Origin of the sequence: Campylobacter sp., from assembly GCF_052169515.1 — a bacterium.
In the GTDB taxonomy this organism is placed as follows: Bacteria; Campylobacterota; Campylobacteria; order Campylobacterales; family Campylobacteraceae; genus Campylobacter_A.
Genome location: NZ_JBQNCH010000004.1, coordinates 58,715 through 78,184, shown reverse-complemented (window position 1 = coordinate 78,184; position 19,470 = coordinate 58,715). Strand labels below are relative to the sequence as shown.

The 19,470-nt window shown below is 37.8% G+C and carries 14 protein-coding genes and 4 pseudogenes; all 18 read right to left on the bottom strand.

Annotated features, from left to right (window positions below):
* Positions 1-152: 152 nt before the first annotated feature.
* Positions 153-494 (bottom strand): chaperone NapD, encoded by a 342-nt coding sequence (locus tag ACTTKV_RS02155; protein WP_442549023.1) that lies wholly within the window; start codon positions 492-494, stop codon positions 153-155.
* Positions 491-1,426 carry a WD40 repeat domain-containing protein gene (locus ACTTKV_RS02150; protein ID WP_442549022.1) on the bottom strand — a complete coding sequence of 312 codons (936 nt, stop codon included), beginning with the start codon at positions 1,424-1,426 and terminating at the stop codon, positions 491-493. Before ACTTKV_RS02150 ends, ACTTKV_RS02155 begins: the two co-directional genes overlap by 4 nt.
* Positions 1,423-1,890 (bottom strand): 4Fe-4S ferredoxin, encoded by a 468-nt coding sequence (locus ACTTKV_RS02145; protein WP_442549021.1) that lies wholly within the window; start codon positions 1,888-1,890, stop codon positions 1,423-1,425. The genes ACTTKV_RS02150 and ACTTKV_RS02145 overlap by 4 nt, the downstream gene beginning before the upstream one ends.
* Positions 1,890-2,417, bottom strand: a complete 528-nt coding sequence (locus ACTTKV_RS02140; RefSeq protein ID WP_442549020.1) for a nitrate reductase cytochrome c-type subunit — start codon at positions 2,415-2,417, stop codon at positions 1,890-1,892. The genes ACTTKV_RS02145 and ACTTKV_RS02140 overlap by 1 nt, the downstream gene beginning before the upstream one ends.
* On the bottom strand, positions 2,414-3,205 hold the full coding sequence (gene napH, locus ACTTKV_RS02135; protein ID WP_442549019.1) for a quinol dehydrogenase ferredoxin subunit NapH: 792 nt from the start codon (positions 3,203-3,205) through the stop codon (positions 2,414-2,416). The genes ACTTKV_RS02140 and napH overlap by 4 nt, the downstream gene beginning before the upstream one ends.
* On the bottom strand, positions 3,202-3,969 hold the full coding sequence (gene napG / locus ACTTKV_RS02130) for a ferredoxin-type protein NapG (RefSeq protein WP_442549018.1): 768 nt from the start codon (positions 3,967-3,969) through the stop codon (positions 3,202-3,204). Before napG ends, napH begins: the two co-directional genes overlap by 4 nt.
* A gap of 2 nt (positions 3,970-3,971) precedes the next feature.
* Positions 3,972-6,752 carry a nitrate reductase catalytic subunit NapA gene (gene napA, locus ACTTKV_RS02125; RefSeq protein WP_442549017.1) on the bottom strand — a complete coding sequence of 927 codons (2,781 nt, stop codon included), beginning with the start codon at positions 6,750-6,752 and terminating at the stop codon, positions 3,972-3,974.
* Positions 6,753-7,208: 456 nt separating this feature from the next.
* Positions 7,209-8,324 carry a methyl-accepting chemotaxis protein gene (locus tag ACTTKV_RS02120; RefSeq protein WP_442549049.1) on the bottom strand — a complete coding sequence of 372 codons (1,116 nt, stop codon included), beginning with the start codon at positions 8,322-8,324 and terminating at the stop codon, positions 7,209-7,211.
* A 309-nt stretch (positions 8,325-8,633) separates the two neighbouring features.
* Positions 8,634-8,924 (bottom strand): annotated as a pseudogene (locus tag ACTTKV_RS02115) (PDC sensor domain-containing protein); the annotation flags it as partial.
* Positions 8,925-9,224: 300 nt separating this feature from the next.
* Positions 9,225-9,665: a methyl-accepting chemotaxis protein gene (locus ACTTKV_RS02110; protein ID WP_442549048.1), complete on the bottom strand. Its 441-nt coding sequence runs from the start codon at positions 9,663-9,665 to the stop codon at positions 9,225-9,227.
* Positions 9,666-10,406: 741 nt separating this feature from the next.
* Positions 10,407-11,147 (bottom strand): annotated as a pseudogene (locus tag ACTTKV_RS02105) (cache domain-containing protein); the annotation flags it as partial.
* A gap of 230 nt (positions 11,148-11,377) precedes the next feature.
* Positions 11,378-11,749, bottom strand: a pseudogene (locus ACTTKV_RS02100) (methyl-accepting chemotaxis protein); the annotation flags it as partial.
* 816 nt (positions 11,750-12,565) lie between these two features.
* Positions 12,566-13,348, bottom strand: a pseudogene (locus ACTTKV_RS02095) (cache domain-containing protein); the annotation flags it as partial.
* Between the two features lie 392 nt (positions 13,349-13,740).
* Complete coding sequence (locus ACTTKV_RS02090; RefSeq protein ID WP_442549016.1) at positions 13,741-16,308, bottom strand: molybdopterin-dependent oxidoreductase; 2,568 nt, start codon at positions 16,306-16,308, stop codon at positions 13,741-13,743.
* Between the two features lie 193 nt (positions 16,309-16,501).
* Complete coding sequence (locus tag ACTTKV_RS02085) at positions 16,502-17,077, bottom strand: cytochrome C (RefSeq protein WP_442549015.1); 576 nt, start codon at positions 17,075-17,077, stop codon at positions 16,502-16,504.
* A 98-nt stretch (positions 17,078-17,175) separates the two neighbouring features.
* Complete coding sequence (locus tag ACTTKV_RS02080; protein WP_442549014.1) at positions 17,176-17,598, bottom strand: EamA family transporter; 423 nt, start codon at positions 17,596-17,598, stop codon at positions 17,176-17,178.
* A 49-nt stretch (positions 17,599-17,647) separates the two neighbouring features.
* Positions 17,648-18,571 carry a Dyp-type peroxidase gene (locus tag ACTTKV_RS02075; RefSeq protein ID WP_442549013.1) on the bottom strand — a complete coding sequence of 308 codons (924 nt, stop codon included), beginning with the start codon at positions 18,569-18,571 and terminating at the stop codon, positions 17,648-17,650.
* 16 nt (positions 18,572-18,587) lie between these two features.
* Entirely contained in the window at positions 18,588-19,283 is a 696-nt protein-coding gene (locus tag ACTTKV_RS02070) for a DUF4230 domain-containing protein (RefSeq protein WP_442549012.1), read from the bottom strand.
* Between the last annotated feature and the right edge of the window lie 187 nt (positions 19,284-19,470).

Sequence of the window (19,470 nt, the reverse complement as noted above, 5' to 3'; positions counted from 1 at the left end):
AAGCTATAAAATTCTAGTAGCCTATCTGGATTAGTAGAAATTAAAATTATTTTTGTCTACTTGCCAAGAAGCAAACAAAGAGGATTTAAAAATTTATAGAGATAAAAATAAAAATTTCCAAAACGAATCTAAGAGCTTTAACCCCTTTTTTATTACTTAACCTTATAGTGCACACTGCCGCCATATGCAATATTTTCAGCTTTTACATTATCGTTCATTAAAATTTCACTTATTTTGCCGCTTTCTTCTAGTTTTTGTCTATTTTCTTCGGCATCTTCTTGATAGCTATAAACCATTGCAACGCTTACTACGCCACTGATAGCCTCTATGACTTTAAAATTTCTTATCTCATCCTCAATACCATTTGAGCTCACTACAACCACGATCCTATCATCTGCATCAGCTATGATCTCGCACTCTTTTAGTTTGCTTATTTCAGCTTTGACGCTCTCGTTTTTATTATCTGTATAGACTATCAGACTTGAAATATTCATCTAACTCTCCAAAATAAAATTTTCTTCTCATAGGCAGAAGTCACCACCTCGTTATCGCCTATAAAAACTATGCTATTTATAGTGCTTTGTCCGGTTTTTAACATTGCTATCTTCTCTAGGCTCACACTATCAACTAAATTCACATCACTCATCTCATCACTCATATATGCTGCGATCTTTCCGTCATCGCTAAGCCCAACGCCATAAACCAAAAAGCCAGTATTTATCTTTTTTAGGCTTCCTGCTGAAAAAATTCCAGCTATCCTGTCAGTACTTCCGGTGATTAGTACATTATTTTTATAAGCGATATCGTAAATGTTGTCGGTATGGATATCTAAAACTTGATCCATTTTTTTAGTTTTTATATTATAAAGATAAACTTTTCCACTCTCACATCCAATGGCAAGCGTATTCCTATCTTCGCTTAGCTCCATATCTGAAAGCATTGCGATTGAAATTTTAAAGTTTTCATAAATTTCACCGCTTTTTATATTTAAAAAGTAAATTTCATTGCTAATTGAGGCAAGCACAATGTGTTCGTCATCTAAGAAAAGAGCTTTTTTTATCGCTTGATTCGATAGTTTTATACTCTTCATCTCACCATTTTCTCTAAGATAAAGCACCTTTGTCGCATAATCGCCCTCACTAAGTATAAGAGTTCTGCCGTCAAGTTCATCGACACTTAAAATTTTTGGCCTCTCATGCTCGCTTACGTAAGTTTTTATATCATCTATCTTTATGATCTCTTCAAATTTATCTTCTTTAGGATTATAAATTTCAACTGTTCCACCATCAGTTGCCACAAAAAGTTTGCCGTTTATTAGCGTAGTGCTAAGCACATTTGCACTAGCCTCTATTTGTTTATATGGTGTCGTGATCTCGCTTGCAAAAGCAAAACCTAAAATACAAAAAAGAAAAAACAAAGCTCTCATAAAGCCTCCATTTGAAGTGAATTTTTAAAACAAACATCAAAGCACTCGCCACAGCTCACGCAGTTTTGATTAACAATAGGACGAAAAACGCCAAGAAATTCAACCGCTTTAAATTTACAAGCATCAAGGCAGTTATAGCAGATCGTATCATTCCATGCTAGACAGCTGCCAACATCTATGCTGACTTTTGCATTTATACTCTTTGGCGAGTTTAAATTTAATGTCGTTTTGCCAATGCTTTGGCATGCTTTTGCACACTCTTCACAAAAGTCACAGCCTAGCTTTTTAACTTTAAAAACAACTCTTTCGTTTTCAAAGCTAAGAAGCTCTTTATCGCAAGCATTTATGCAGCTAGCCTCACAACCATCACAGTTAAATTCTCCACTAAAAAATGGCGGAGTTATAAATTTGGGAGCAGGTTTTGCCCCCAAAATTTTACTAAAAAGCTCGCGCCTACTTTGCATTATTTAATGCCGTCATTTAATACGTCTAGTAAATTTGACTTATGTGATCCGTTTTTATCTCTAAAGTCAGGCTTAAATTTATTACCAACTAGCTGTGTAACGCCGTTTTGTTGCTCGACGTGGCAAGTCGTACATACATATCTTTCATCATGAAGCTTGCCCGCAAGGTCTTTTTTGTTTCTAATGTCGTAGAAGTGTGACGCAGGGATCGGAGTAGCTCCACTATCTTTTGCAAACTCAGGCATATGGCAAGTTACGCACATATTCATATCTTTAGTGATAGGCACTAGACCCTCAGTGTCATGTGGGATAAATGGTGGGGCATTTTCAAAAGATCTATCAAACCTCTTCGCCATACCAGCTGGTTCTTTTGTGTAGTTGACATCTTTTATAGCAACGTCTTTCTCATCTAGCAAATCAACGTTTCTAAGGCCAATTTGCGAATCATTAATACTTGGATTATTAAATGCACATGCCGCAAAAAAAGCTGCACATAATGCTCCAAGTACCATTATTTTTATTTTCATTTTTCTCTCCTTAAATTTCTAATACTAAATTTTAAAGCCCCATCTCCACAAACATCGATACATCTACCACAGCTTATGCATTCGCTTGAGCTAACCGAGCGGCTTTCTTTGCCGATCATGTCAAGTACTTGCATTTCAGGACATATGAGCTTACACTTCATACACTTTGTACAGGCCTGGGCATCATGTTTGACTCTAATAAGAGCAAATTTTGATATCACTGCATAAAATGCACCAAGCGGACAAATGTGTGAACAGATGCCACGCTTTAATACAAACATATCAAAAGCGATAATGGCGACCGCTATACCCAAAGCACTAAGCGAGCCGTAAATAATACCACGCTGGACAATACCCACAAAGCTAATGCTCTCGAACGCAGGAAATGATAAAGCAAGACTCAAAACAAGAGTCAAGGCCAATAAAAAGTAACGAAATTTTTTACTTACGTTTAAAATTTTCTCACTCTTAAAGCCAAATTTTTCTCTTAGCTTAAAAGCTATGTCAGTCAGTAAATTTACTGGACAAACCCATGAGCAAAATACTCTTGGGGCGATGATGGCATAAAAGGCAAAGATAATGATTGCTCCGATGATTGCATTTATACCAGCACTAAAGCTTGCAAGTAAAATTTGGAGCAAAGCAAACGGATCGCTTAGTGGAATTTTTCCAAAAAGCAAAGATGAGCTTAAATTTCCGCTAAGTATCTTAACCCCATAAATATTTCCTAGAATAAATAGCGCTAGGATAGAAATTTGAGTTATTCTTCTTAAGATTAAAAATTTCATAGCTCACCACCATTTAGATAATTAGTCGCTTTTTTAATGTCAAGCTTTATCTTGCTGTCTGTATCATCTATGCGCTTTTCGTCTTCTTTTATCCAGCCTTTTACGTAGTTATCGCCAACCTTACCAAGCACCGCGTCACGGTTTAGCACTGTTATAGCTGCTTTTTCGGTGATACAGGCTCGCTCACAAACACCGCACCCAGTACAGATATCGCTATCAACCACTGGAAGCAAAAACGCATGCTTTTGTGTTCTTTCGTTGCGACGATACTCTAGATATAAAGCCTTATCTAGAAGCGGACAGGCCCTATAACAAGCATCACACTGTATACCCCAATAGGCCACACAGTTTTTCATATCAACAACTGCAACGCCCATCTTAGCCTTATTTATATCGAGTTTATCGTTTGTGCTTACTAAATTTAAATCCAAGGCACCAGTTGGGCAAACTGGCACACAAGGAATATTTTCGCACATATAGCAAGGAATTTTTCTAGGCTCAAAATAAGGCGTTCCAATACTCACACCATCTCCCAGAGAGGCAAGCTTGAGCGTATCAAATGGACATGCTTCCACACAAAGTCCGCACCTAATACAGCTTTCTAAAAACTGCTTTTCGTTTTTTGCACCAGGAGGTCTAAGAAGCATGAGCGGCGAAGCTTTGGCACTAAGCGACCATATAAAGCCTCCACTAAGCGCCAAAATCGCAGCCTTAGCTCCAAATTTTAAAGCCTCTCGCCTACTTGAAAATTCCATATCAGCCATATTTACGCCTTATAAATTTTAACCGCACACTTTTTATAGTCAGTCTCTTTTGAGAGTGGGCAAGTAGCGTCTAGTGTTACTTTATTGATAAATACGTTTTCATCAAACCAAGGCACATAGATAAGACCTACTGGCGGCTTATTTCTACCTTTTAGATCGACTCTTGCTTTTACCTTACCACGACGTGATTCAACCCAAACGATCTCGTTTTGCATTACGCCAAGTTTTTTAGCATCATCCTCATGCATGTAGCAAAGTGCCTCTGGAACAGCCCTGTAAAGCTCAGGAACACGCATAGTCATAGTGCCTGAGTGCCAGTGCTCTAGAACACGGCCAGTACATAGCCAGAATGGATACTCCTTGCTTGGCATCTCGCATGGATCCATATAAGGGCGGAAGAAAATTTTTGCTTTATTTGCAAGAGATGTTTTATCTTTATTTGTAACGCCTTTTAGATCTCCTGTTGGAAGTGCTGCATTTTTGTTGCCATAGAATGCAAATTTCTCATTTGGAGCAGCTTTTTTAGCATATGGGTCAAATTTAGTGTTAAATCTCCACTGAGTCTCTTTACCATCAACTACTGGCCATCTTAAACCTCTTACCTTATGGTATGTGTCAAAGTCAGCTAGGTCGTGGCCGTGGCCAACGCCAAATTTTCTATACTCTTCCCAAAGATATTTGTGAACGAAAAATCCATATCCTTTAAATTCTTTACCATCTGAACCGATCACTTTTCTGCTATCACCAAATACTTCTGTATTGTCGTAGTTTTCCATAATAGGATCGTTTGCACTAAATTTCTTAGCCTCTTCGTTAGCAAAAAGTACATCAAATAGCGTATCTTCTTCGCTATATCCCATAGCTTTTGCAGCATCGAGCACGTTTGGAAGTGTAACTTTGTCATTTACTTTTTTCTCACCCCAAACATCTTTTAGCTTAAAGCGCTTACTAAACTCCATCATTTGCCAAATATCAGGCATCGCTTCACCAACAGGAAGTACTTGTTGTCTCCAGTGTTGTGTTCTTCTCTCAGCGTTACCGTAAGCACCCCATTTTTCATAGATCATCGCAGTTGGAAGAATAAGGTCGGCTACTTTTGCAGAAATTCCTGGATAAGGATCACTTACAACGATGAAGTTATCCATCTCACGAGCCGCTTTTATCCAGTGGTTTGCGTTTGCAGTATTTTGCCATGGGTTGTTTACTTGAACCCAGATAAATTTAACCTTACCATCTTCAAGATCACGCATCATTTTTACGTAGTGAGAAGCTAGTACACCGCTTAGTGTTCCGGCAGGAAGTTTCCAAATTTTTTCAGTTATCTCTCTATGTTTTGGATTCTCAATAACCATATCAGCTGGCAAGCGGTGAACAAATGTTCCAACCTCTCTTGCTGTACCGCACGCACTTGGTTGACCGGTTAGAGAAAACGCTCCTGAACCTGGAAGTGCTTGTTTACCGAGTAAGAAGTGAACCATATAAGCTTGCTCATTTACCCATGTACCACGTTGGTGTTGGTTAAAGCCCATCGTCCAAAAACTAACAACTTTGCGGTTTTTCTCTATATAAAAATCAGCAAGTGCTTTTAGTTTTGCTTTAAACTCATTAATGTCTTCGTTAGGATCGCCTTTTGCCACCTTTGCTGTAAAGTCAAGCGTGTAAGGTGCAAGAGCTTTTTTAAACTCTTCAAATGTTATTTGCCAATGTGCGCCAGCTTTTGCAGCATTTTTATTTTCTAGTGTATCACCAGCTTTTAGTCCAAGATATGCAAGTGTAACACCCTCAGCCTCACTTACCACCTTTGACTTCTCAGTAGCAGCAGTATCTAGCTCGCTTGGAGCATATTTTTTATGATTAATGTCTGTGCGAAGACCATATCCGATATCGGCTGGACCAGTTGTAAATACACAGTGTTTTTTAACAAATTCTTCATCAATCATCTCTGGGTGGTTATAAACTATCTCACGAGCAATGTAGTTCCAGATAGCCAAGTCAGATGATGGAGCAAAAATGATCTCGATGTCAGCTAGATTTGAAGTTCTAGTTGAATATGTGCTTAAATTTACTACCTTTACTTTATCAGGATCGCTAAGCTTTCTATCGCTCACGCGTGCCCAAAGGATTGGGTGCATTTCAGCCATGTTTGCGCCCCAAGCCACAATAGTATCTGTAAGCTCAATGTCATCAAAACAGCCTGATGGCTCGTCTATACCAAATGTTTGCATGAAACCAACAACTGCACTTGCCATACAGTGTCTTGCGTTTGGATCAATACTGTTACTTCTAAAACCACCTTTTATAAGCTTAACAGCAGCGTAACCTTCTGGAATAGTATATTGACCAGAACCTAAAACTCCGATACCGTGAGGTCCTAGTTCATCATATGCTTTTCTAAACTGAGCCTCCATGACATCAAATGCTTGTTTCCAGCTTACTTGCTTAAATTTGCCTTTTTTGTCAAATTCTCCTTTTTCGTTTACACGTAAAAGCGGATGAGTGATCCTGTCTTCGCCGTACATGATCTTAGCATTAAAATAGCCTTTGATACAGTTTAGACCGCGGTTTACCGGTGCTTCTGGGTCACCTTTTACAGCTACTATCTTGCCCTCTTTGGTTGCAACCATGATGCCACATCCAGTTCCGCAAAATCTACAGGCAGCTTTGTCCCAACGCCAGCCTTTTTCTGCTTCGCTTGCTGCACTTAGCGAGCTTGGCACAGCTATACCAGCACTTGCGCAAGCAGCACTAGCTGCGGCACTCTTTATGAATTCTCGTCGATTCATTCTTTCTCCTTTAAAGATTTAAAACAAGTTTAATTAATATTAACCTTGCTAAACTTATTTACAACTGATTTACATTGATTAAAAATTTAAAAGCTTAACTACAAATTTTAGATATTTTTTTATATAAAATTATTAATACTTGCGTAAAATACGTATTTTAAAAGAAAATATGGTCCAATAAAAGCTAAAATCTTTAGAGTAGTTATCAAAAAGCTTAATAAAATATATTAAAATTATTTTTAAATATTTGAGTAAAAAGGTAACATAAAAAGTTAACAGAAATTTTCTATACTTTATTAAAAAAAACAATATCTACACGATTTAATTTTCAATAAAGATATAGCACATTATTATTTACTTGGATTTATAATTTATAAAGTTATTTAAAGTTAATTTCATCCCCTAATCAGGGGATGAAATATTAATATAAAACTCATAAACTAGCAGTTTATAAGATTAAAATTTATTCTTTCTAACGTCAGCTACTATGGCTCTAGACATATCATCTATTTGAACAGTGATTTCGTTTGTTTCGGCCACAATATTGACATTTTGCTTTGTAATATTATCGATCTGGCTTACGCTTTGATTTATCATATTTATGCCTTCGCTTTGCTCCCTGATGCTTTCACTCATCTCGTTGATGCTTTGAGCTAGTACGTTTGCGTTGGCTTCGATTTCGCCAAGTGATTTCTGAGTTCTTTCGGCTAGTTTTCTAACCTCATCTGCAACGACGGCAAAACCGCGTCCGTGCTCGCCTGCACGCGCTGCCTCGATAGCCGCGTTTAGAGCTAGTAGGTTTGTTTGGTCGGCTATATCTCTAATGATAACTATGATGTTTTTGATCTCTTCGCTTTGTCTTATGATGTCGCCGGTCTTTTGACTGATAGCGTTCATCGAGCTACTCATCTGCTCGACTGCAGCAGCGCTTTCTTGTAGCGAGCTTGCTTGTACGTTAGCGCCGTTTGTGAGCTCTTTCATCGACTCGGCCAAAATGCCTGCTTTTTCTTCTAGCAACTTAGCTTGCTCTAAATTTATATTGAGCATATTTGTGATCTCTTCGCCTAGCGAGTTGATGCCCACAGCCATTTTGCCACTATCATCAAGCCTTTTTGTAAAGTCTTGCGCTTTAAAGCTATCTAGCAATCTTATAACCTCATTGCTATTTTCGGCAATCGCATCTTTTAGAGCCGTTTGAAGCTGAGCAAAAGTAGATTTTAGCTGATTTAGTGCAGGGTTAGAGGTATGCGCGTCAAGAGTTGCCATAAAGTCGCCCGCTTTTATCTTATCCACAAAAACGTTTGCTTCTTTGATAAAGTTATTTTCAGCGACATTTGACACCTCTACTTTGCTTATATTTTCATTTATAAGCGCCGCCATAACTCCAAATTCGTCCTTTGTGGCCACATTTGCCTTAAGCGGCTCTTTGGTTTCGTAATTTAGATATTTAAAAAATGCATCTAGCGCGCTTGATATGATACCAAGAGGCTTCAAAAAATATCCAACTATAAACACCAAAATAACAACGATAATCGCTATAAATACGAGTGAAGATATTGACTGGTTTAACAAAACACTATCTAATATAGGATCGTAATCTTTTACCGAATTATCTGAGCAAATAAGCCAATTTGCTTTATCGTATTTTTGGCATGAATAAATTTTTTCATCACCACCAAATTTATTAAAAAATGCTTTACCACCGTCTTTATTGTAGTTATTTACGATAAATTCGATAGCTTTTTTTAACTCTGGATCAGAAGATGAAATATATTTATTATCAGGATGATAAACCAAAAGCTGCGACTCCAAATCTATTATTACTGGGACGCTAGTTTTTGACTCTTTTGATTTTGTTAAGCTGCTTGCGACATCATCCAAATACAAATCCGCAGCTACTACGCCGACAACTTTACCGTCTACCACGATCGACTTTGCCAATGTCAAAGTATACTTTCCACTCGACTGAGCTACATATGGAGCCGTAAAAATGAGTTTATCCTTAGAGACACTTTGTTTATACCAAGTTTTTTCTCTGGAGTCGAATTTGTCCTTTTCAGGTGTCAAATTTAAAAATTTAGGTCCCTTGCCCTCTTGAGCGACTGCGTCATAAAGCTCGCCATTATCAGCAAAACCTATAAAAAACTCTGGTATATCTACCGTAACAGCCATGGTCATCAAGCGATCTTTAAGTTGTTCTCTATCTGTCATAAGATGAGGATTTTCCTCTATATATCGCGCTAGACTCTCTACTGCAAAAACCTTAGTACCAAGATACTCTTCAGCATAAACCTCCAAAGAACGCGATATGGCCTCCTTTGAATTTGCCGAAACATCCAAAATAGTATTTTTAGTACTATTGTAGTTCATGGCCGCAAATATAGTAAATAGTACGGCCAATAATGCAAAAATGATAAAAGCTATCTTGTTTGCTACCTTTTTCATCTAAACCCTCCTTTGATAAATTTTATTTTAAAATTTCTTTTTTCTCACCTCTTGTACGATAGCTTGAGCCATCTGATCCACTTCAACAGTAACTGCGTTGGTGTCGTTTGCCACCCTAACGTTTTGTTTAGTTAGCTCATCTACCTGAGATACGCCTTGATTAATTAAATTTATAGCTTCGCTTTGCCATTTGATACTTTCACTCATTTCGTTAATGCTTTGAGTAAGGATATTTGCATTAGTTTCTATTTCGCCAAGTGACTTTTGAGTTCTTTCAGCTAGTTTTCTAACCTCATCGGCAACTACGGCAAATCCTCTACCATGTTCTCCTGCGCGTGCTGCCTCTATTGCTGCGTTTAGAGCTAGTAGGTTTGTTTGGTCGGCTATATCTCTAATGATAACTATAATGTTTTTGATCTCTTCGCTTTGTCTAGTTACGTCACTAGCTTTTTGACTAATAGCATTCATAGAACTGCTCATCTCTTCTATGGCTGCTGCACTTTCTTGAAGAGAATTTGCCTGTGCACTAGCACCTTGAGTTACATGTTTCATAGATTCTTCTAAAATTTTAGCTTTTTCTTCTAAAAATTGAGCTTGTTTTAGATTAAATTCAAGCATTTTAGCTATTTCTTCACCTAGCTCGTTTGTTACAAGCTCGACATCGCCTTTGGCGTCTGCGATCCTTGACGTGAAATCAGATTTTCTAAAATCGTTAAAAGCTTTTTGGATTACGTTTAGATCGCTACCGACTTTGTGCTCTAAAACGTCTAGCATTTTATTTAAAACGTCTTTTAGCTCGACTAGTTTCGGGTTGGCCGGGTTGTCGGTTATCCTAGCTCTTAAATTTCCGTTTTCTATCTGTTTTGCGGCCTCTACGGACTGAGATACCGCTCTAGCGTCTTGGTTGGCGTTGTCGCAAATTTTAGCTATATTGTCGTTTATCAGCTTGCTCATTACGCCAAATTCGTCTTTTGTATTTACCTTTGAAACAACTGGCTCTTTTATCTCAAAATTTAAAAATTTAAAGAATCCAACCAAAGCATCTGTGATTGTTTTGATTGGTCCAAGTGATCTTTTGAGTAAGAAGTATACGACTGCCGACAAGACAACTATAAATACGATAGCTAAGATAAGTTGAATTTTTAAGATAGGGAAAGTATGCGAGCTAAATATGCTTTGATTCATTGCCGTTATTGCCAACCAGCCTTTGTCGTTTAGTTCTAGCACATAAGCGTAAACATCTTTACCTTTAGTATTTTTATATTCTATCAGTCCATTTTTATCAAATTTCTTTTCTTGATATTGTTTTACTAAACTTTTAGCAATATCATGAGGTTTGCCTACTAATTCCTTGTTTGGGTGCATGATGACATTACCCTGTTGATCAATGACAAAAGCATAACTGTATTCAGTCTTACTAATTTGAGATATTTTGTTGCTCAGCTCTTCAATAGACGCATCTATACCGGTAACTCCAACATTTTTAATAGGTGTAGCAAAGGTTATAACCATTTCGTTTAATGAAGCAGATATATACGGATCAGTGTATATTGACTTACCTTCGGCTTTAGCTTGCTTATACCAACCTCTGACTCTCGGATCATATCCAGGTTTATTTTTTTGACCAGTTGATCTAAACATAGCTCCATCCTCATAGCCAGCAAAAATAAGAGTAATCTCTTTTCCAGATACTGCTTTTGCTTGAGCTAAGGCTAAATTTATTCCATTAGCATTTAGTTCGCCATCTTTTTCACCTATTTGAGTAAGGGTATCGGCTATTTTTTCTATAGCATATTGATTGTTATCAAAAAAGTTATTTAGCGTTGCTTTTACATCTTTTAAAATTTGCTTTTGAGTTTGGATTATTAGCTCCACTGTTTTATCGTGAGCTGTATTGTAACTAGCTAAAGATATTGCTGAAAACGACACAAACAGTGCTAAAATCAGCATTAGTGATATTTTATTTGCTATTGAGCGCATTTACTTTTCCTTTACAAAAAATTTTAAGGTGTGATTCTATATTTTTTTATATTAAATAGTCTTAAATAATATTAATTACAAAATAGCAATGAATATATTAGTAATAATTTTGGATTATTTTTTAATTTTAGTTGGTCAACATCAGTGATAATAAAATTAGAATTTAGGAGTCAAAACCCCTAAATTCGATACTCTAAAAGTTAAAATTTATTCTTTCTAACATCAGCTACTATATTCTTAGCCATGTCATCAATTTGAGCAGTTATATCGTTGGTATTATTTACAATAGAGATATTTTGATGAGTTATCTCATCTATTTGAGTAACTGATTGATTTATCATATTTATACCTTCACTTTGCTCTCTAATGTTTTCACTCATCTCATTAATACTTTGAGCTAGAACGTTTGCGTTAGCTTCGATTTCGCCAAGTGACTTTTGAGTTCTTTCAGCTAGTTTTCTAACCTCATCGGCAACTACGGCAAATCCTCTACCATGTTCTCCTGCGCGTGCTGCCTCTATTGCTGCGTTTAGAGCTAGTAGGTTTGTTTGGTCGGCTATATCTCTAATGATAACTATAATGTTTTTGATCTCTTCGCTTTGTCTAGTTACGTCACTAGCTTTTTGACTAATAGCATTCATAGAACTGCTCATCTCTTCTATGGCTGCTGCACTTTCTTGGATGGAGTCTGCTTGTTTATGAGCTCCGTCAGTTAATGTTTTCATCGATTCAGCCAATACTTTAGCTTTCTCTTCTAGCATCTGAGCTTCTTTTAAATTTTCACTTAGCATATTGCTTATAGCATCTCCTGCGCTTTGAAGACCGACTATCATATCTTTTAGATCGCTTTCTAGTTCAGGTTTTAGCTCTACTCTAGGTGTATAGTCATTTTTATTGTAAGAGGCTAAAACTATAGCTATACCTTTTAAATTTTCAGAAATTGACGCAAAGAATTTATTTAACAAATCTTTTAGCTGAACTAAAGCTGGATTATTAGGAACAGAATTAATCTTAGCGCCCATATGCCCTTTTATCATAAGATTTGCTATACCGTTCATCTCATCTATTAATGCACTATCTTTTTTAACGCCACTAAGCACTTTTTCTATATTTTCATTAATGGCCTCACTCATTCTGCCAAATTCATCCTGAGTGCTTACTGCTATCTTTTCAGGAGCTTTTGATGTCTCGTAAGTGATAAATTTAAACGCATCTTCAAGACTTGTCTGGATAGTTTTAATCGGGCTTAGTGATCTTCTAAGAAGCACAAATACAATGCTCGAAAGTATGACTATAAAGACTATCGCCAAAACCACTTGGGCTTTTAGTAAAGGCATAGTATTGCTTGAGAATGTATCAGCTCCAATAGCTGCAACAGCTAGCCAACCTTGATCGTTTATAGGAAGAATTTTGGCAGTTACGTTTTCGCCCTTGTCGTTAACATAAGAAATAAGGCCGTTTTCGTCAAATTGCTTTTCTGAATATTGTTTTGAGAGATATAGTGTAGACTCAACTGCCTTACCGACAATGTCTGGATTTGAATGGATCAGTATCACGCCGTCTTTATTCATAACGTAAACGTAACCATACTCAGTCTTGCCCATATCAAGGATTTTTTTGCTTAGAGCGTCTATTTTTAGATCTATCGCCGTAACACCCACAAATTTACCACCATCATATACAGGCACTGCAAATGTCATAACCAAAATCTTATTCATAGCATCTATATAAGGCTCGGTATATATAGCCTGATTAGCAGCTTTTGCCTGTATATACCAGCCACGTTTACGAGGGTCGTAATTATCCTTTTCAGGAACTAATTTAACATTGTTAATTAGGAAATGATTTCCATCAACTTCTCTACCAAAATAAATATCGCCTACTACAGAATTTGACCGATCTTTTTCTAGCGTTAATGTCTTTAACAATTCATCTTCACTATGTTGGACTTTTTGAATACTTGTCCCAAGTTTTTTTACTGTGTCAATATAGTCTTTTAAGAACGAATCTGTGACCGTTTTGACATCCTTTAAAATTTGCGCCTGATTTTGGCTAACAAGCTGAATAACCTTGTTCTCAGCCGTGTAGTAACTGACTGCTGAAATAGCAGCAAACGAAATAACAAGTAGCGAAATTATAATTATCGCTATTTTAGAAGTTATGGACTTCATCTTTCCTCCTTTAAATAAAAATCTGTTTAATCTATCCAAAAATAATTAAAACTAAAATTAATTTTATACTACATTTAACGCCTTTTAAATAATTAATCAAAAATTGTATCTATTAAGGTAAAAAAGTGAGTTTTTTTAGTGATTATTTTATCTTTAAAAGTCCGATAATTTGGCTTTTAAAAAGACTTTATAAAAATTTATAACTGATCATTCAAATCTAGAAATTTTTATTTCAAAATCAACAAAAATTATACCTATCACCTCAACATCCATTGCAAAACACAAATTTATAGAACTATGGGCTTTAAATATAAATTTAAGCTTTTTGTGAATAGAAGATTTGTTTTAAATTTTAAGTTCAAAAGCAGGAGATTGCTCCCCTGCTTTTAATATTATTTAGAAATTTTTGGCTCAACAAAAGCTGTAAGCTTTAACGCCTCGCCACCTTTATATTTCTCGATATTTACAAGAGCTGTGTGACTGATGTTGCCGTTTGCTAGCTTACTTGTTGGGATATCTATGGTTAATACGTTTGCACCGCCGTTTTTGCAAATTCCACTATCAAAGCCGTCATACCAAGCGCCCTCAGCTAGTTTTACAACGCCCTCTTTGATGTTTTTAGTCACGTGAGCACCTGCTAAAACCTCACCACGTGCATTAAATACACGCACCAAGTCGCCGCTTTGTACACCAAGCTCTTTTGCGTCTTTTTCGTTAATCCAGATAGGCTCGCGGTTTGCGATAGCGTAGTTGTCACGAAGTGAAGTTTGGCTTAATTGTGAGTGCAAGCGGTCAGTTGGGTGAGCACTTATCATGTGGAATTTAGCTGGCTTATCTTTCATGCCTAGCCACTCGATCGGCTCAAACCACATTGGGTGCGCCTTGCAGTCGTCGTAACCCATTTTTTCAATAGTCTCTGAGTAAATTTCTATAAGACCGCTTGGGGTTCCAAGAGCATTTAGTACAGGATCTTCTCTAAATTCGCCAAATCTCACCCAGCTATCGCTATCTTGAGATGAGGCAAATGTAACTGGCTTGTTCTCGTTCCAAAACTCTTCAAATGGCTTCATATCAGTAGTTAGCTCTGGCACAGCCTTGACCTGAGCGTAGGCTGCGTCATAGTACTCTTTGATCCAGTCAAACTCATCCTTGCCGTTATCTGTGTAGGCAACGACTAAATTTTTAGCATAAGCCTTGCAAAGATCGATAAAAATTTGGTAGTCATCTCTTGCCTCGTGGTATTTCTCAACGACTTGTTTCATCGGTACGATGTTCATATTTGAGTAGTCACCAGTCATGGTAATGTCGTTTCTCTCATACTCTGTAGTGACTGGGAATACGATATCAGCCATTTTTGCTGTCGGTGTCCAGTATGATTCATGTACGACAACTGTTCTTGGCTTTCTCCACGCTTTTAAATTTGTATTTGTATCTTGGTGGTGCACAAGTGGGTTGCCGCCGACCCAGTAGATAAAATCAATGTCTGGATAAGTGATCTTTTTGCCGTCGTGGTCGATCACCTTACCAGGATGTAGCAATGCATCAGCGATACGAGCTACCGGGAAGGCATAGTTGGTTGCCTTTTGTAGCCAACTTTGGCCTGTACCTGCTGCTGCAGCTGCCTTTGCGACGAAGCGATCGCGTTTGTCAAACTCGCCTGTGTCTGTGCCGATAAACTCGCCTTTATCGTTAAATTTACCCACACTTGCGCTATTTACGCCGCCAATGACTGCGCCCTTGCATGTTGGTGCGCCACCGTTTGAGTAGTGATAGCTTAAGCCAAATCCTCCACCCGGAAGTCCTATCTGACCGATCATAGCTGCTAGTGTCACCATCGCCCAGTGTGGTTGCTCGCCGTGGTGAGCGCGCTGCATACCCCAACCACTCATTATCATAGTGCGGTTTGCGACAAATGTATCAGCTAGCTCTTTGATAGTATCTTTGTCGATACCACAAATTTTACTCGCCCACTTTAAATTTTTAGGAGTGTTGTCTGTCTTGCCAAGTAGATATGGAAGAAATTTATCAAAGCCAGTTGTATAGGTCTCAATAAAATTTTTATCATACTTGCCGCTCTCGTATAGGTAGTGCATCATACCAAGCATCATCGCTGTGTCGGTGTTTGGCACTGGGGCGATCCACTGGGCCTTGTCGAAGTATTGCGCTGTGTCGCTTTTGATAGGGTCGATAATGATCACTTTGATATCTTTTTTGTTTTTTAGCTCTTCAAAGTATTTAAAGCCTTGCTCATCAGTCGATGTCCAAGCTATACGAAGTGTCGCAAGTGGGTTCGCACCCCATATGACTACGACTTTTGAGTTTTCAAGCACGACTGGCCAGCTAGTTTGCTGCTCATAGACCTCGATACTACCAACAACGTGAGGCATGATGATCTGGCTAGCACCTGTTGAATAGTCCCCTAACGAGCCAACAAAGCCGCCACTAAGGTTCATAAATCTATGAAGCAAAATTCTTGAGTTATGCACGTTTCCGCTTGACTTCCAACCGTAACTGCCTGCAAAAACGCTTTGCAAGCCCTTTTGCGCTCTTGTCTTTTTAAGCTCTCTTGCAACTAGCTTGATCGCCTCTTCGTAAGGCACCTCAACCCACTCATCCTTGCCGCGAAGCTCTGGCTTTGGATTATCTGGATTTTCAAGGTAGCTCTTTCTAACTGCTGGGCGTTTGATACGACTTTTGTAGATCATATCTGGTGTGTAGTGCTGAAGTGGGTTGTAAATTTCACTTGTTTTTTGGATAGGCTCTGACTTTACTGCTACACCGTTTTTGGTTGTTACTTTTAACATACCCCAGTGAGCGGCTGTGATAACCTCGCTATCTCTTAAAACACTCTTTTTTATGCTATCAGCAAATAAATTTGAAGCTGTTACGCTTGAAAGCAAAGGTGTTGCTGCAATTGCTGTAGCGCCTTTTTTTAGAAATTCTCGTCTGTTCTCGTTCATCTTATCTCCCTTTCATTTTTAACTTCTCGCTTGAGCAAGCCCAAGCTCCGACAAACCCCATCGGTTTGATCCCGCACTAAAGCCTAAGATCGCAAGTCTGCGATCTAAATTTTGATTTTTCTTAAGTAAAACCTTTTAAATTTAAGCCTTTTTCCTTGCTAAATTTAGTGAAATTTAGCCTGCTAGGTTTTACTTATTTGCCTAAATTTACGTCAGATGAGTGTTTTTGAAGGTATTCAACAACCAACCACTCGTCTTTTTTCTCTATTGCAGTTCTGCCGATCATTGATTTTAGAAGTGATGGCCATTGGTTTGCGTTGAAATGTGTGGTTTGAGGCAACGCATGGCAAACACCACAGCCCTCTTTATACATCTTATCAGCTTTTGCAAACATCGCATTTACGTCAGCACTAAAACCATCTTTTTGAACAAAAACTGTTGTTTCTACCTCATTCCATTTGCCGTTTTTGCCCTCTTTTATGACTTTGATGTCAAAAGGTGCAGTTTTAGCAAATGCCACTGAGATGATCCTAACACCATCAGCAAAATAAACTACGTTGCTAACGGCTGGATTTTGATAGCCTTTTACTTTGATCTGCGCTCTATCGCCGCTTGTTTGTAAAATTTCAACTGCATTGGTTGGTAGCAGTCTACCTATACTTTTTGTTGAGCCAGCATCACCGTAAACATCTTTTACAACATCTGTGTAGTTTACACTAGCACCAAATGCCGCACAAGCCACGATGGCTGAAAAAATGATTTTTTTCATATTTCTCCCTTCAAAATGAAATCATTCAAATTTTAGGAGCTTTTTGATTAATTATAAATTAAAATTAAAAATATATTTTAAGAATAATGCAGAAAATTTTATTTAAAAATGAGTAAAAATACGCCAGACACGATAAGACAGATGGCTAAAATTTCTTTTAAATTTAGCCTCTCACCAAGAAAGATGACAGCCAAAATGATAGCAAGCACAACGCTAAATTTATCAACCAAAGCCACTTGATAAACCTTTCCTACTTGCATTGCTTTAAAATACATGAGCCAAGATAACCCAGTAGCTATGCCACTAAGTATGAGAAAGAGCCAGTTTTTGGGACTTAGAGAGCTTAGTGGCTGCCATTTTTTAGCCACGCTTAGAAGTAAAACAAGCATAAAAACGACAACTATCGTTCTTATAAATGTTGCAAAATCGCTGTCGATGTCCTTTACGCCAAGCTTTGCAAAGAGTGCAGTGAGTGCAGCAAATATAGCTGAAAGAGCTGCGTAGATAAACCACTCTGGCATCTTTTTCCTTATAAATTTAAAGGGGCTTTTGCTTCACCCCACTGTAAATTTAACCCTCGTACTCGCTTAGCATATCGATAGTCGGCGCAAAAAAGAGTGCACCAGTTACTGGCGTGCTAAAGTCAAGTAGCCTATCTGAATTGCCTTTTGGCTCGCCTATGAACATCTTTTTAAGCATTGCCTCAACGGTCGAAAACGTACTCGCATAAGCTATAAAGTAGGTGCCACTCTTGCTGCCCTCAGTAAAAGGCATATTGCCGCGCACGACCTTTTTATCATCGCCAACATTTGCTGCGGCTGAGTGAGAGTTGCTAGGCTTTTCATCCTCGCTCATCTCGATATCAAGCTGCTTTGAGCGGCCTATCACCTTTTCTTGCTCGCTCACGCTTGTGGCGTTCCACTCTTGCATTTTATGAAAGTATTTTTGCACAAAAACGTAGCTTCCGCCCTTAAATTTAGCATCCTCGTCGCCCACTTTTGCAAAAAGATCTCTATCCTCGCCATCAGGATTTTCAGTGCCATCAACAAAGCCAATAATCGCTCTACCGTCGTGGTATTTAAAGCCTTGCACCTCGTCTATAAGATCAGCAAATTCATATAGCACACCCTTTACACTTTGTGCCATGTCAAAGCAATCAGCCGCATTTAACGCACGGATATGAATGTGCAAATCACCTTTTGTGCTAACAGCCTCGTGCTTGTCGCCCTTGATCGCTTTAAAATTTACAAGCTCTTTTGGCAGTGCCTTTGTGATAGCTAGCTTTTTCCACGCATCGTGTCCAATGCCAAGGACACAGTTTACATTTTCGCCCGCACCAAATCTAACCTTTGCGGTTTTGTTTAAATTTATAACCAAAGCACAAAGTCTAGCAAAGCCCTCTTGGCACGCCTTTTTATCATCTTTTAAAACCCAAGTTTGAAAGACGGTGTTATTTCCTGGAGTTTGTGTAACCTCTTGTGAATTAAAACTCATTTTTTCTCCTTTAAATTTATGCGATATTTTCTAAATTTAGCTGTGAATTTATCTGCTCATCGTTATCATCAAAAACAAATTCGACCTTGTTTGCCCCAAAGCTCTTTGCGATCGCTTCAAGCGTGTCGCGAGCCGATTTATGGATCTTGCTTTGAAGCTGTGAGATAAGACGGACGCTCATCTTTTTTACTTCACTTCTAGCCTCTTCTATAAGTCTGTTTTTGTCCTCTTCTGTAAATGTGCTTCCAAAAAAACCATTTAGCGAATCAGGCAGTAAAAATGGTATAAATTTGCCATTTTTCTCATCATAAAATTTCATATCTGCGATTGAGAATTTATACTTACATGTGGGCATTTTTATTTTATAGCTAGAGTTTGCGATCTGCATGATCTCAAGTTTTGGGCTAGTTAGATCGTAAATGAAATTTATCTCAAACTCAAATATCATCGAAAGCTTCTTTTCGCTTACCAGCCACCTTAGATACTCTTTGCCAAAATTTCCAAACGCATGGTCGGTTTTTGTGACGATCTCTTTGCTATATACCTGAAAGACAGATAGCTCACCGATACTTTTTAGCTGTGAAATTTCAGTACTTACAGATAAATTTTGACTCTCATCTTTAGTCTTTTTTAAAGCCCTGCTCGCCCTATAAAATGCAAATGCAAGGACCGCAAGCAAAAGGGCTAATATCAAATTTATATATTCACTCATTCTTTCTCCTTTAAAGCTTTCTATTTTAGCTTAATTTTGTAAAGCAAAGGTGAAATTTTACTTTTATTAAAAATCATATTTACATAATTCTTTTAAGATATAAATGTAATTAATAATACTTTTGTGATAATATCTTGATCATTTTTTCATATCTTATAGTAAAAATAGCGTAAAAAGGGATTATTAA